A 15889-nucleotide genomic window follows, 5' to 3' on the forward strand; every position below is an offset into this window, starting at 1 on the left:
ACTTAAACTTTAATCTCTACTTCAACTCCACTTGGTAATTCAAGTTTCATTAAAGCGTCAATTGTTTTAGAAGACGAAGAGTAGATATCCATTAATCTCTTGTAAGAGCTTAATTGGAACTGCTCTCTTGACTTCTTGTTTACGTGTGGAGAACGTAAAACAGTAAAGATTTTTTTGTTAGTAGGTAATGGAATTGGTCCAGTTACTACAGCTCCAGTATTTTTTACTGTTTTTACAATCTTATCAGCAGACTTGTCTACTAAATTGTGATCGTATGACTTTAATTTTATTCTAATTTTTTGACTCATTTTCTTAGATTTTAAGCTTCAACGCCTTTAGCTGCTTTAATTACTTCTTCTGAAATGTTAGAAGGAGTTTCAGCATAGTGTGAAAATTCCATAGTAGATGTTGCACGACCAGAAGATAATGTTCTTAATGTTGTTACATAACCAAACATTTCTGATAACGGAACGATAGCTTTAACAACTTTAGCTCCTGCTCTATCACTCATGTCACTTACTTGACCTCTTCTTCTATTTAAATCTCCTACAATGTCACCCATGTTTTCTTCTGGAGTAATAACTTCCAGTTTCATCATTGGTTCCATGATTACAGCCTTAGCAGCTTTAGCTACAGCTTTGAAACCTAACTTAGCAGCTAATTCGAATGATAACTGATCCGAATCCACATCGTGGTAAGAACCGTCTGTTAATGTTACTTTCATAGCATCAACTTCGTATCCTGCTAACGGACCATTTTTCATAGCTTCTTTAAATCCTTTCTCGATTGAAGGGATAAATTCTTTAGGAACGTTACCACCTTTAATTTCAGAAACGAATTCTAAACCATCTTTACCTTCTTCAGCTGGCTCAAGTGTAAATACGATATCAGCGAATTTACCACGTCCACCAGATTGTTTCTTGTAAACCTCTCTGTGCTGTGCTTTTGCAGTAACGGCCTCTTTGTACTCAACCTGTGGCTGACCTTGGTTAACCTCTACTTTAAACTCACGTTTTAAACGGTCAACAATAATATCTAAGTGAAGCTCACCCATTCCAGAGATGATAGTCTGTCCTGAAGCCTCATCTGTTCTTACTGTAAACGTTGGATCTTCTTCTGCTAATTTAGCTAAAGCCATACCCATTTTATCAACGTCTGCCTTAGTTTTAGGCTCAACAGCGATACCAATTACCGGATCAGGGAAGTCCATAGACTCTAATACGATAGGGTGTTTCTCATCAGACATAGTATCACCAGTCTTGATATCTTTAAATCCTACAGCAGCTCCAATATCACCAGCTTCGATAAACTCGATTGGGTTTTGTTTGTTAGAGTGCATTTGGTAAATACGAGAGATACGCTCTTTTTTACCTGAACGGTTATTTAAGATATAAGAACCTGCGTCTAAACGACCAGAGTAAGCACGGAAGAATGCTAAACGACCTACGAAAGGATCGGTAGCAATTTTAAATGCTAATGCAGCGAAAGGCTCATCAACAGAAGGCTTACGAGATTCTTCAGCCTCTGTATCAGGATTAATACCTTTTACACTATCTCTATCTACTGGTGAAGGTAAGTAACGACATACAGCATCTAATAAAAACTGTACACCTTTATTTTTAAATGAAGAACCACAGATCATTGGGATGATAGCCATATCCATTACAGCAGCTCTAAGTGCAGCGTGCACTTCTTCTTCTGTAATAGAGTCTTCATCTTCCATGAATTTCTCTAATAAGTTCTCATCGTAAGAAGCTACCTCCTCAATTAAAAGGGCACGATATTTACGCGCTTCTTCTTTCATATCTTCTGGAATCTCGATAACATCAAAAGTTGCCCCTTGAGTTTCATCATGCCATACGATAGCTCTGTTTTTTACTAAATCTACGATACCTTTAAAATCTGCTTCGTCACCAATGTTTAATACGATTGGCACCGCGTTAGATTTTAACATATCTTTTACTTGTTGACAAACTGCTAAGAAGTTAGATCCTTGACGGTCCATCTTGTTAACGAAACCAATACGTGGTACTTTATAGTTATCAGCAAGTCTCCAGTTAGTTTCAGATTGTGGCTCAACACCATCAACTGCACTAAATAAGAATACTAAACCATCTAATACACGTAATGAACGGTTTACCTCTACAGTAAAGTCAACGTGACCTGGAGTATCGATAATGTTAAAGTGGTAACCTTTAGTTTCATCTGTTGGTTGACCATTCTCTAACGGGAACTGCCAAGTACAAGTTGTAGCAGCAGATGTGATAGTAATACCACGCTCTTGCTCTTGCTCCATCCAGTCCATAGTTGCAGCACCATCGTGCACCTCACCTATTTTGTGAGAAACTCCAGTATAATAAAGTATACGCTCAGTTGTTGTTGTTTTACCAGCATCAATATGAGCAGCAATACCAATATTTCTTGTGAATTTTAAATCTCTTGCCATTTCTTATTAAAATCTAAAGTGAGAGAATGCTTTATTAGCTTCCGCCATTTTGTGAGTATCTACTCTTTTCTTAACCGCTGCTCCTTCTTCTTTAGCTGCTGCTAAAATTTCTGAAGCTAAACGTTGTGCCATAGATTTTTCGTTTCTTTTACGAGCGTACCCGATTAACCACTTCATAGCAGTAGAAACTTTACGATCTGGACGGATTTGCATTGGAATTTGGAATGTTGCACCACCAACACGACGACTACGTACTTCTACGTGAGGCATCACATTAGATAAAGCATCTTTCCAAGTCTCTAAAGCTGTTTTCTCTTCGTCAGTTTTTTTAGACTCTACAATATCAATAGCATCATAGAACACTTTAAAAGCTACAGACTTCTTTCCATCCCACATCATCATGTTAACAAAACGCGTTACTAACTGATCGTTAAAACGTGGATCTGGTAAAAGCGGCCTTTTTTTCGCTTGTCTTTTTCTCATGTCTTCTTCTTAAAGTTTTAAATTACTTCTTAGGGCGTTTTGCACCATACTTAGATCTACGTTGCGTTCTACCTTGTACACCTGCTGTGTCTAAAGCACCACGAACGATGTGGTATCTAACTCCTGGTAAATCTTTTACCCTTCCACCTCTAACCAATACTATCGAGTGCTCTTGTAGATTGTGACCTTCACCTGGGATGTAAGCATTCACCTCATTACCGTTAGTTAACCTTACCCTTGCAACTTTACGCATTGCTGAGTTTGGTTTCTTAGGCGTTGTAGTGTAAACACGCGTACAAACCCCACGTCTTTGTGGACACGAATCTAAAGCAGCCGATTTACTCTTCTTGGTTATTTTGGCTCTTCCTATTCGTACTAATTGTTGAATTGTTGGCATATAAATATTATATAAATTATTCAATCCTCTTTTAAGAGGGCTGCAAAGGTAGAAATTTAATTTAATAATTCAAATCCTAAATCATTAATTTTCAATAGAATTTAAAAAAAAAATTACATCTTAAATTTTATCTGTGCCTTTTCAATTAGATTTACAACAAAAAACCGTCTGCATTTACCGTGATAAAAAAAATTATCATCACATTACTTTTTTTCTTTGTTTTAGCTACCAAGTTGATTAGCCAAAACTTACATTTAACTATTACCGGAAGTAATAAAGTGGAAACTGCCAAAATAGATTCTTTAACCTACACATCTTCTCATCCTAATTTTTTATCAATAAAAAAGGAAATTGAATCTTTACAAAAAACACTTTACAAACAAGGATACATAGAAAGTGACCATGATGAAATTTCAAGAATTAACGACTCTACTTTTTCAACAATTTTCAATCTCAAAAACAAATACAGACTTATACATATATATTACAACAACATTGAAAAAGATATTTTAAAACCTTTATCTAAAGACATCACCCCAGAATATTTCTCGATTGAATTTTCTCAAATCGAGAACACTTTAAATTACATAAACCAAAAACAGACCGAAAAAGGTTATCCGTTTTCACAACTAAAACTTAGCGATATATCCATTGTAAATAATTCTACCTTAAAAGGAACTTTGGTAACTAATACCGAATTAAAAAAAAGACAGCTCAATCATATTATTATTAAAGGATATGACAAATTCCCGGAGTCGTATTTAAAATATTACCTAAAAATTAAACCCGGAAAAACTTTTAATCTAACCGACATAAAAGAAAAAACAGCCCAACTAAAAAATTTAAGGTTTGCCAGTGAAAACAAATCACCTGAGGTTTTATTTTCTAAAGACTCCACCACGTTATATTTATATTTAGAAAAAGAAAAGAGCAATGCTTTTGATGGATTTTTAGGCTTTGGAACCAACGAAGACAGCAATCAACTACAATTTGACGGTTATTTAAACTTGAACCTAACAAACAATTTAAACTACGGTGAAAGCTTAAGACTTTTATATAAGAGTGATGAAAATGAACAAAAAACTTTTGAAGCCATAATCTCATTACCATATTTATTCAAAACCCCTATTGGACTTGACTTAGCTTTAAGAATATTCAAGAAAGACTCTTCGTTCACCACAGTAAATCAATCGGCAAAACTGCACTACCAAATAAACCCCAAACACAAAATATATTCTGGACTTAATTTTACAGAATCGAACAATTTACTTTCAACAAACCTATCTACAACTTTAACAGACTACAAAACCAACTTTTACACATTTGCGTACGAATTCAACAAATACCAAATAAACAATTCCCTATTTCCTATAAATAGCCGATTCTATTTAGAAACTAATTTTGGAAACAGAAAACAAAATGAAACTACAGAAAAACAGTCTCTTTCCAATTTAGAAGCTTTTAAAATTCTAAATATCAATTTAAAAAACTCTTTATTCTTTAAAATAAATAGCAGCCTTTTATCTTCCGACACCTACCTTGAAAATGAGCTCATGCGTTTCGGGGGCATTAACTCTATTAGAGGTTTTGAAGAAAACAGTATTTATGCTAATTTGTTTAATGTAATAAATACAGAATACCGTTATCAACTTAGTAATGGGATTTACATTCATTCTATCACGGATTTCGCTTACTACGAAAATCAAATTACGGACACCAAAGAAAAACTCTACGGATTCGGATTCGGCTTCGGTATTCTCACAAAAGCAGGACTTTTAAAACTAAACTACGCTAACGGAAAAAATGAGAATACCTCATTTAAACTCTCAAATTCTAAGATTCATATAAGTATTTCAAACTATTTTTAAGAAATCTAAAAACAAGTATCACTACAAAGACTTCACTGAAACAAAAAAGCACGTAACTCCCACAACAATAGTCCCCAAGACACTTTTATTCATTCAAAATTTTAACCATAATTTATTGTTTTATTAACTTTTTATTTTGATTTTAGCAGCGACTAATTCAAATAATTATAAAATGAAAACAAAGTTTAGTGGAATTCTAACGCTATTACTGGCGTTTGTCGTGCACCTAAGTTATGCACAAGAAAAAACAATATCAGGTATCGTCTCTGACGATTCAGGATTAGCGCTCCCAGGCGCAACAATTGTTGTTAAAGGTACAACCACAGGTACATCAACTGATTTTGATGGAAAATATGCAATTAAAGCAAGTCAAGGTAGCACCTTAGTTTTTAGTTTTGTTGGATATACGACTCAAGAAGTTACTGTTGGTGCATCTTCCTCTATCAATGTAACCATGGCAGAAGATGCTGCAGCATTAGAAGAAGTGGTAGTCGTTGCTTTTGGAACTACAACAAAAGAAGCTTTCACTGGTTCCGCAAGCGTTGTGGAAGCAGAAAGCTTAGAGCTTAGACCTTTGACATCTCCAATTGCAGCAATTGAAGGTAATGCAACTGGTGTTCAATTCTTATCAGCATCAGGATCACCAGGATCTTCTCCCAGCATTGTAATTAGAGGGGTTGGAACCTTAAATGGAGACACAGATCCACTATACATTGTAGACGGTGTGTCTTTCCAAGGAGGCTTAAGCACATTAAACCAGGATGACATCGAGTCTATCACAGTTTTAAAAGATGCAGCTTCAACATCTCTTTACGGATCTCGTGCTGCAAATGGTGTTGTTATTATTACTACGAAAAAAGGAAAAAAAGCATCTGGTATTACGGTTAACGCAACAAGTCAATTTGGTGTAATAACTAAAGGAATAGACGAATACGATGCGGTTAATCCAGGTGAATACTATGAATTAATGTGGCAGTCGTACAAAAATTCATTAGGAGGAGATGCAGCTGCTGCGGCTCAAGCTTCGGCGACTATTTTTAACCGTTTAGGAAGAAACCCTTTCGATGTTCCAAACGATCAAATAGTAGGAACTGACGGTAAATTAAATCCAAATGCCAATCTAATTGCAAGAGATCTTGATTGGTATGATGCTCTAGAGCGTACAGGTAGCAGACAAAATCATTCTGTTAACGTTTCTGGCGGAGGTGAAAATCACTCTGTGTTTTTCTCTGCTTCTAATTTAGCCGAAAAAGGGTATGTTATTGAAAGTAGCTATGACAGAACAACGGGTCGTTTAAGTGGTACATTTAATGCTAAAGATTGGTTATCTATGGGAGGTAATGTAAACTTTTCTAGTGAAAAATTTAAAGGTTCTCCTTCTAGAGGCAGCTCTATTGCAAACGTTTTTGGATTTGCTAAAAACATGGGATCCATTTACTCTCCCTACTTATTAGATCCAACAACAGGCGATTATATTTATGATGAAGCCGGAAATATTAGATGGGACCGTGGTGAGAGTATCTCTTCACTTGGAATAGCTTCAAGACCTACAAATGTTGGTCGTAATGCATTAGAAGAAGCCATCTTAAACGAAGAATTAACCATGAGAAACAATTATGGTTTCAGATACAATGCTGATTTCACTATTATAGACGGCTTAAAAGTAAGCTTAATTTACGGTCAGGACATTCAGGATAGTTACAACAAAAGCTACGAAAACCCTGAAGTTGGTGATGGAGCTCCAACTGCTCGCTTTCAAGACACAAGATTTAGAAGAACTGTTGAAAACTTCAACCAGTTAATTACATACAACAAATCTCTAGGAAATCATAATTTTGATTTAACTCTTGGTCATGAAAGTTTCGATAGAAACTTTACAGAAAACAGTGCTTTTAAAAGCACAGAAACTATATCAGGTATCTACGAATTAGACAATTTCTCGGTAGTACTTGATGCTAGTGGAAGTAGTACAGATTACAAACTTGAAGGTTTCTTAGGAAGACTTAACTATAACTTCAACGACAAATATTACTTAAGTGCTTCTGCAAGAAGAGATGGATCTTCTGTTTTCACTAATAATAAATGGGGTACCTTCTATTCATTTGGTGGATCATGGAGAATTAGTCAAGAAGGTTTTATGAAGGATGTTTCTTTCGTAAACAACTTAAAACTTAGAGGATCTTATGGAGAAGTTGGTAATGACCAATTAGGAAATTATTATATTTCTCAACCTCTTTATGCTATCTATCCTAACGCAGGTACTCCTGGTCTTAGATGGGATACTACAGGTAATGCCAATTTACAATGGGAAACTTCTGAAAGCTGGGATTTAGCATTAGAATTTGGTTTATTTAACAACCGTTTATCTGGAGCATTTGAATTTTACAAAAAAATATCTTCTGACTTATTATATAATGTTCCAATTCCTCCATCAGAAGGACAAATCGAGGCTCCTGATAATGTTGGTGATTTATACAACCAAGGTTTCGAATTGGGATTAAACGCTCTAATTGTAGATTCTAAAACTTTTGAATGGAACTTAGGCATCAATGCTTCAACACTTAAAAACGAAATTACATACCTTCCTAGTCCATTTATAGATGGATCTAAACGATGGGAAGAGGGCCGTTCCAGATTTGATTTCTTCTTATATGACTACGCCGGAGTTGATCCTAGCAATGGTGACGCCTTATACTATATGTATGAAGAAGTAGATGGTAAAGTAGGTGTACCTGTTTTAAACGACAACGGCACTCATGCAACTTCAAACAGTTGGTCTGCTGCAGGTAAAGGTTATGTAGGGGCAACTGCTGTTCCAGACTTAATTGGATCTATCTCAAACAATTTTTCATTCGGAAATATCGATTTAAACTTCTTATTTACTTACCAAATTGGAGGTGAAATACTAGATTACGGATATGCTGATATGATGCATGAAGGTGCATATGGAGAGTCTCTACACCCAGACGCTCTAAATGCTTGGAAAAACCCAGGAGATATCACCAACGTTCCAAGAATGGAAAATGGTAACACGAACCTAGCACAGAGTTTATCTTCAAGATGGTTAACAGATGCTTCATACTTAGCTTTAAGAAATGTTAACTTAGCCTATAATTTAAGTTCTTCAACTGCAGATCAAATTGGTGTTGATAAATTAAGAATTTTTGTAACAGGGGAAAACTTAGCAATGTTTGCTAAAAGAACAGGATTAAATCCACAATACAACCTTTCTGGTACTCCATCTGGTAACGACTACAACCCGAATAGAGTAATTTCTTTAGGTGTTAATGTGGCATTTTAATTTTAATTAGATAATAAAAAAAAATAGACATGATACGTAATAAAAAATATATATTCCTACTTGCTTTTGCGGCAATGGTCTTTGTAGGCTGTACTGAAGAGTATTTAGAGACAGCTCCAACCGATTCGATTTCTGAATCAACTGCGCTTTCTAACGAGGATAACATGTACCTTGTAGTTAACGGACTGCATAGAATGATGTATGGTCAAAACCAATTAACAGGAGGTGAATCTAGCCGTTCAGGGGAAAGTCACTTCTTACCAATGTTTGACGCGGTTGGAGGAAATATTATTCATTCTTCCCCAGGTAACGGATGGATGACTGCTGATTTAAAGTGGATTTCGCACGTTAATCCAAATGCAACAACCAATTTCAACTTATGGTTTCAACGTTATCACTTTATAGAAGTTTCTAACGCAATCATCAATAAAGCTGCAGGTGGCAATTTCACCGAAACTGCAAAACTAAATAATGTTTTAGGGCAAGCATATGCTTATCGCGCTTGGGCATACTGGAAACTAGTAACAACATTCTCTAAAGGATATCTAATAGGAAATCCTAGCACAGATCCAGGTGTTCCTTTATTACTGAACGAAGGTGCTCCATATGAAGGTGCTCCTAGAGGAACGGTTGAAGATGTTTACACACAAATTTATTCAGATATCAATGCTGCAATCTCTTATCTAGGGAAAGCTAGTGCTGCTGAAAACAAATCTCACATCTCTGTAAATGCTGCCTACGGAATTAAAGCTCGTGTGGCCTTATCTAAAGGAGACTGGAAAGTTGCTGCAGACAATGCAGCATTAGCCAGACAAGGTTATCCTCTTTTAAACGAATCTCAATGGTTATCCGGATTTAACACAAATGATCTTTCAGAAGTTATTTGGGGAGGGTATGTTATTGATACTGAAACCAACTATTTCCAATCTTATTTTTACTATATCGCTTTTGCTTTCAATGGAAGTCAAAACAGAAGTAATCCTAAGTTAATCAGCAAAGAATTATATGACCGAATTCCTGCTACCGATTACAGAAATAAAGCTTGGTTACCATTAGCACCAAATACAAATCCAGCAGCATCTAATGATCAAGGTGGTAGTTATGAAACAGATCCTAACTATGATAACGCCGATGATTTCTGGGATGCTTGGGAAGCAATCGTTACTGAATATGGTGCAACTTCAGGCCACAACACACATCCTTACATGAACGTTAAATTCAAGCAAAAGAATCCAGGTACTATTGACCCTGATGATGTTATATATATGCGTTCTTCTGAAATGGTATTAATTGAAGCAGAAGCTAAAGCCATGTTAAATGACATTAGCGGTGCTCAAAATGCCTTAGACATCTTAGGTTCTGCAAGAGATTCTGCATTTGACAAAACAGCTTTTACTACGCAAGCCCAACTTATGGATGAAATTAAATGGCAAAGACGTGTTGAGTTATGGGGTGAAGGCTTTAGTTACCACGATAACATTAGATGGGACGAAGGTTTAGACCAAACAAATTCTGGTGCTTCAGAAGTACTTTACCAAGCTGGTTTCATGCAGGATAAACCATCTGTTAATGACAACTGGATTTTCAAAATCCCTCAAAAAGAACTAGATGCGAATCCATTCCTTACAGAAGCAGACCAAAACTAAGGTTCAACTTAACAAAATGAAATTATGAAAAAAACAATAAATATATTTTTAATAATAGTCTCTTTTGTCTTGTTACAAAACTGTGATGACGATCAATTCGAGTCTTCTCTTAAATACGTTTCTTTTGGAGACAATACCTACTCTACCGGAGTTGATGTTGGAGGGTCAAACACTATAGACGTTTATGTTTACACATCTACCAAAGTAAGTTCTGATGTCACCTTTAACATTGAAGCAGATGCTTCAGGTGCTGCTGCAGGATCATATAGTGTACCAGAAACAGTTACTGTATTAGCAGGAACCAACGAAGGTAAACTTACTGTTACGCTATCAGATGTTGATTTAGGAATTGGAGTTAACAAGATTAAATTAAATTTCAAAGATGTAACATCAGGCTATGATAATGGTGGGACTACAACGGTAGAATATATACAAAACTGTACTGAAGTTACAGGGACACTAGACTTTGTTTTCGATACTTATTCTGATGAAACTTCTTGGAAAATAACAGATGCTCTTGGTGGCGTTGTTCTTTCTGGAGGACCATATGCACGTAGTGCAGGCACAGCCTCTGAAAGCTTAACATTATGCGCCGGACGTGAATACACATTAACCATATTCGATGCTTATGGAGACGGAATGTTTGATGGTGCTAACCTAGGTTCTTATACCTTAACCATTGATGGAGAAGTTAAAGTTTCTAATGATGGTGAATTCGACGACGAAATCTCTACTGCATTCGACACTAAATAACTATTTCAATTGTACAAACCATTACAAAGAGGCTAGTTTTAGCCTCTTTTTTTATTTAAATCATTATTAAATTCTCAACAAATAAGTGCAGGATTAAATTATGACATATATAAACCCTAGACATTGTTAAAAACTCATTATTTTAAAATTTAACCTTAATTTATTGTTTTTTTAACTTTTTATTTTGATTTTTGGACTTGACTAATTCAAATAATTTTAAAATGAAAACAAAGTTTAGTGGAATTCTAACGCTATTACTAGCGTTTGTCGTGCAATTAACTTTTGCACAAGAAAAGACTATTTCTGGTGTGGTTTCAGACAATTCTGGCCTACCACTTCCAGGGGCTACAGTCTTAGTTAAAGGTACAGCAACAGGTACCTCTACCGATTTTGATGGAAAATATGCAATCGAAGCAAACCAAGGCGCTACCTTAGTGTTTAGTTTCGTTGGGTATGCTTCCCAAGAAATCACAGTTGGGGCCTCCAACACAATTAACATTACCCTATCCGAAGATGCAGCTGCACTTGAAGAAGTGGTTGTTACGGCATTGGGTATACAAAGAGAAAAGAAATCTTTAGGTTATGCGGCTCAAGAAGTAAAAGGTGACGCTGTTAGTACCGTTAAAGATATCAACTTCGTTAACTCTCTGTCAGGGAAAGTTGCTGGTATTGATATTCAAAACACAGGGACAATGGGTGGATCTTCGAATGTTGTTATTCGTGGTTACTCCTCTCTTTATGGCTCTAATCAGGCCCTTTTCGTTGTTGATGGTGTACCAATTAGTAACATTAACAGTAACACTAGTACTCAAAGAGCTGGTGGTGCTGGTTATGATTATGGTAATGCTGCAGCAGATATTAACCCAGACAACATCGAGTCTATTAACGTTCTTAAAGGTGGTGCTGCAACTGCTCTTTACGGTTCTCAGGCTGCTAATGGTGTAATTGTTATTACTACCAAAAAAGGAAAACAATCAAATGGTATTGGAGTGACAGTAAATTCTTCTGTTACCTTCAACAAATACAACAAAGATACATTCGCTAAATACCAAAAAGAGTATGGAGCTGGATATTGGATTGGCGTTTATCACGACGACTTTTACTACGATGATCAAAACGGTAACGGTGATGAACCATACGTTTTAGCGGATTGGGATGGTTCTTATGGTGCTGCCTTCGACCCTAACAGATTAGTTTATCAATGGGATTCTTTTTACCCTCAATTAAGCGATACTTACGGTGTTGCAACCCCATGGGTAGCAGGACAACATGATCCATCTTATGTTTTCGAAACAGGAGCTACTATTTTTAACAGTGTGTTTTTAAATGGAGGTGGTGAAAAAGGAACTTTTAAATTAGGTTATACAAAATCTGACCAAGAAGGTATCTTACCAAACAGTAAAATTAAAAGAGATAATATCGATTTCTCGGCTAGTTACAAACTAACAGATAAATTAACAGCTACAGCAAACGCTTCTTACATCAAAACATCAGGTAAAGGTCGTTATGGTACAGGTTATGATGGTCAAAACTTTATGCAAACCTCAAGACAATGGTGGCAAACAAACGTAGATATGAAAGCTCAGAAAGAAGCTTATATGGCTACAGGTGACAACATTACTTGGAATACATCTTACATCAATTACGATTTACATCCTATTTACCATGACAACTTCTATTGGATGCGTTATAACAATTATGAAACAGATTTAAGAAATCGTGTTTTAGGTAATGTAAACTTAAACTATGAAGTTAACGATTGGTTAAACATTTTTGCCAGAGCTACTCTTGATACTTATTCAGGAAACCAGGAAGAGCGTATTAACAATGGAAGCACAAGTTCTCCTTCAAGCTATAGTATCTTCAATGAGAACTATACTCAAAACACTTACGATTTTCAACTTCAAGTTGACAAAGATTTGTCAGAAAAGTTAAACTTAAAAGGTATCTTAGGTACAAACATTCAAAGAAATCATTATTCTACCCTATTAGCTAGTACTAATGGAGGGATTAACATTGATGGATTATGGTCTTTAAGTAACTCTGCCAATGCACTAAGCGCCCCTACTCAAGTTGAATACACTTCAGGAGTTGATGGTTATTTTGCCAATGTATCTTTAGGTTTTGATAATTTGTTATTCGTTGAAGGATCTTACAGATACGATGTAGCTTCAACATTACCTCAAAATGATAATGGGTACGATTATTACGGAATTTCTGGAAGTTTCTTATTTTCTGAATTGATTGATTCTAAATTCATGAATTTAGGAAAATTAAGACTAGGCTACGCGAAAACAGGTAATGCTGCTTCAGCCTTAACATTATACAATACTTTCGACTTAAACACTCCAGTTCAAGGAGAAGCATCAGCCTCTTTACCTTCGACTAACAATAACTCAAATTTAAAAAATGAAGAGTCTAAAGAGAAAGAGATTGGATTAGAAATGATGTTTGCTAACAAAAGATTAGGATTTGATTTCTCTTTATACGATAAAACTTCAAGCGATTTATTAACTAACATTTCCGTAACTCCTGCAATAGGTTATACAGGACAGTGGATTAATGCCGGTGAACTTCAAAATAAAGGTATTGAATTATCGTTATGGGGATCTCCTGTTAAAACCGCAGATTTTGAATGGAGAGTTGATGTTAACTGGGCTAAAAACAAAAGTACCGTTTTAGCTTTACCTGCTGGTTTAACAAATCTTCAGTTAGCTAGTTTACAAGAAGGTTCGATTAACGCGACTGTTGGAGAGCCTTACGGTATGATTCGAGGTAGTAACTTTGTTTTTGATGATAACGGAAACAGAATGATCAATCCTGCAAACGGAAGATATTTAGTAACCGACAGTGAAGATGAAAATCTTGGTACATTTCAACCAGACTGGAAAGGTGGTATCAACAACAGTTTTACTTACAAAAGCTTATCATTTAGCTTCTTAATTGATGTTAAACACGGTGGTAATGTATTCTCGTTAGATACTTGGTACGGTATGGCTACTGGATTATACCCAGAAACTGCAGGTCTTAATGAATTAGGAAATCCTAAAAGAGATGCTCTTACAGATGATGCTTCTAGCGGTGGTATTATTCTACCAGGAGTGCTTCAAACAGGTACTGACGCTGACGGAAATCCAACATCAGATGGAACACCGAATAACGTTAGAACTAGCATGAGTAACTTTGCCAACGCCTTAGGTTACACCAGAGCTCCTACAGCGCTTCATGTTTATGATGCTAGTTTTGTTAAGTTAAGACAAGTTTCTTTAACTTATTCATTACCTCAGAACTTATTAAAAGACACGTTTATTCAAAGTGCATCAATCTCAGCTATCGGAAGAAACTTATGGATTATTGATAAAAATATACCATACTCTGATCCTGAAGCTGGTTTAAGTTCAGGTAATGTTCAAGGTTACCAATCTGGAGCATATCCATCAACTAAAGATTACGGATTTAGCGTTAAATTACAATTCTAAAAAAAAGCGAGATGAAAAAAATAATTTTAATGGCCTTCCTTGTAGGAATTACGTTTTCCTGTGAAGATTTTGAAGGTTGGAATATAGATGACAAAAATCCTAGTGAAGTACCAGCTAGTTACTTAGTTACAAGTACTCAAAGAGATTTATTTTTAAGAATGACGAGTACAAGTGTAAACTACAATATATTTAAATTGTTTGCGCAGTACTGGACAGAAACCCAATATACCGATGAGGTAAACTACGATATTCGTGGTAGAGATATAGGTGGAGGCTTCTTCTTGTATTTATACAGAGATGTTTTAATTGATTTACAAGCTGCCAAATCACTTATTGAAAACGATGAGTCATTAGATTCTGCTACAAAAGCTTCTCAATTAGGGGTAATAACTTTAATGGAGGTTTACACATGGCATGTATTAGTTGATACTTTTGGTGACATTCCTTATTCTGAAGCTCTACAAGGAGTTAACAATTTAATTCCTGTTTACGATAATGATGAAGATATTTATTCAGATTTATTTACAAAATTAGATGGCGCTTTATCTAACTTATCTGGTGGCGCTAACTCTTTTGGCAGTGCTGATTTAATTTACGGTGGAGATGCCGATAGTTGGTCTAAATTTGGAAATTCCTTAAAATTAAGAATGGCTTTACGTATTGCGGACTACAACTCAAGCCAGGCAACTACTTTAGCTGCACAAGCAGTCGCTGCAGGCGTATTTGGTTCTAACGACGATAACTTTAGTTTTCCTTTTGAGGCAACAACGCCTAATACTAACCCTATTTGGACAAGTTTAGTGCAATCAGGTAGAGATGACTTTTTAGTAGCTGATACATTTGTTGATTTAATTGTACCGTTAAATGATCCACGTTCTTCGGTATTCTTAGCAGACAATAAAGATCCATACATAGGAGCGCCTTACGGTGTTGGTGCTGCATACACGGATTACACGCATATCGGTGATTTATGGCATGAACCAGATTTTGAAGGTACTTTATTAAGTTATGATGAAGTTCAGTTTTTATTGGCTGAAGCTGTCGAAAGAGGTTTAATATCAGGAAATGCCGAAACTTATTACAATGAAGCCATCACCGCTTCTATTGAGTATTGGGGAGGTTCTTCTGCAGATGCTACTACATATTTAGCACAAGCAACTGTTGCTTACGCTACTGCAGGTTCTTCTTGGAAAGAAAAAATTGGAAACCAAAAATACATCGCTTTATACGGTAGAGGTTTCGAAGCTTGGAGTACTTGGAGAATGTTAGATTACCCTAACACATTCACAAGACCTGCTGTTAGTGAAGAAGCTGTTCCAAGACGTTATTTATATGGAAATGACGATAAAGATTTAAATCCAGACAACTACCAAGCTGCTAGTACAGCAATGGGGGGAGATAGTAAATCTTCAAGAGTATTCTGGGATATTACAGGTCAAGGAAACTAAATTTTTTCCTTATCGCTCAAAAAGAAAACCACTTCAAAAATGAAGTGGTTTTTTTTATACCTTTGCCT

10 protein-coding genes are annotated in these 15889 nt (G+C 35.8%); 6 read left to right on the forward strand and 4 right to left on the reverse strand.

Translation table 11 applies throughout. The annotated features are described in order from the left end of the window. Positions 1-2: 2 nt before the first annotated feature. From rpsJ to rpsL, 4 genes are read right to left on the reverse strand one after another with little or no spacing between them, the layout of a single operon-like run. Positions 3-308: a 30S ribosomal protein S10 gene (rpsJ, locus tag NO995_RS02930; RefSeq protein WP_188214800.1), complete on the reverse strand. Its 306-nt coding sequence runs from the start codon at positions 306-308 to the stop codon at positions 3-5. Positions 309-319: 11 nt separating this feature from the next. After that, positions 320-2446 (reverse strand): elongation factor G, encoded by a 2127-nt coding sequence (gene fusA, locus NO995_RS02935; RefSeq protein WP_240571853.1) that lies wholly within the window; start codon positions 2444-2446, stop codon positions 320-322. Positions 2447-2452: 6 nt separating this feature from the next. Continuing rightward, the gene (rpsG, locus tag NO995_RS02940) at positions 2453-2929 is read right to left on the reverse strand and encodes a 30S ribosomal protein S7 (protein ID WP_188228492.1); all 477 of its coding nucleotides are present in this window, start codon (positions 2927-2929) and stop codon (positions 2453-2455) included. Between the two features lie 22 nt (positions 2930-2951). Further along, entirely contained in the window at positions 2952-3326 is a 375-nt protein-coding gene (gene rpsL, locus NO995_RS02945) for a 30S ribosomal protein S12 (RefSeq protein WP_188214797.1), read from the reverse strand. Positions 3327-3505: 179 nt separating this feature from the next. Between rpsL and NO995_RS02950 the strand changes: the two genes are divergently transcribed. The 6 genes from NO995_RS02950 (at position 3506) to NO995_RS02975 (ending at position 15821) form a co-directional block, all read left to right on the forward strand. Beyond that, the gene (locus NO995_RS02950) at positions 3506-5194 is read left to right on the forward strand and encodes a POTRA domain-containing protein (RefSeq protein ID WP_258226191.1); all 1689 of its coding nucleotides are present in this window, start codon (positions 3506-3508) and stop codon (positions 5192-5194) included. Positions 5195-5366: 172 nt separating this feature from the next. After that, a complete protein-coding gene (locus tag NO995_RS02955) occupies positions 5367-8495 on the forward strand; it encodes a TonB-dependent receptor (protein ID WP_258226192.1) in 3129 nt (1042 codons plus the stop codon). A gap of 29 nt (positions 8496-8524) precedes the next feature. Further along, entirely contained in the window at positions 8525-10141 is a 1617-nt protein-coding gene (locus NO995_RS02960; RefSeq protein ID WP_258226193.1) for a RagB/SusD family nutrient uptake outer membrane protein, read from the forward strand. A 24-nt stretch (positions 10142-10165) separates the two neighbouring features. Then, positions 10166-10894, forward strand: coding sequence for a hypothetical protein (locus NO995_RS02965; protein WP_258226194.1), 729 nt, complete (start codon positions 10166-10168; stop codon positions 10892-10894). 221 nt (positions 10895-11115) lie between these two features. Continuing rightward, entirely contained in the window at positions 11116-14373 is a 3258-nt protein-coding gene (locus NO995_RS02970) for a SusC/RagA family TonB-linked outer membrane protein (protein ID WP_258226195.1), read from the forward strand. A gap of 11 nt (positions 14374-14384) precedes the next feature. Continuing rightward, positions 14385-15821, forward strand: a complete 1437-nt coding sequence (locus NO995_RS02975) for a SusD/RagB family nutrient-binding outer membrane lipoprotein (protein ID WP_258226196.1) — start codon at positions 14385-14387, stop codon at positions 15819-15821. Positions 15822-15889: the final 68 nt, after the last annotated feature.

The organism is Aestuariibaculum sp. M13 (assembly GCF_024723255.1).
Taxonomy (GTDB): Bacteria; Bacteroidota; Bacteroidia; order Flavobacteriales; family Flavobacteriaceae; genus Aestuariibaculum; species Aestuariibaculum lutulentum.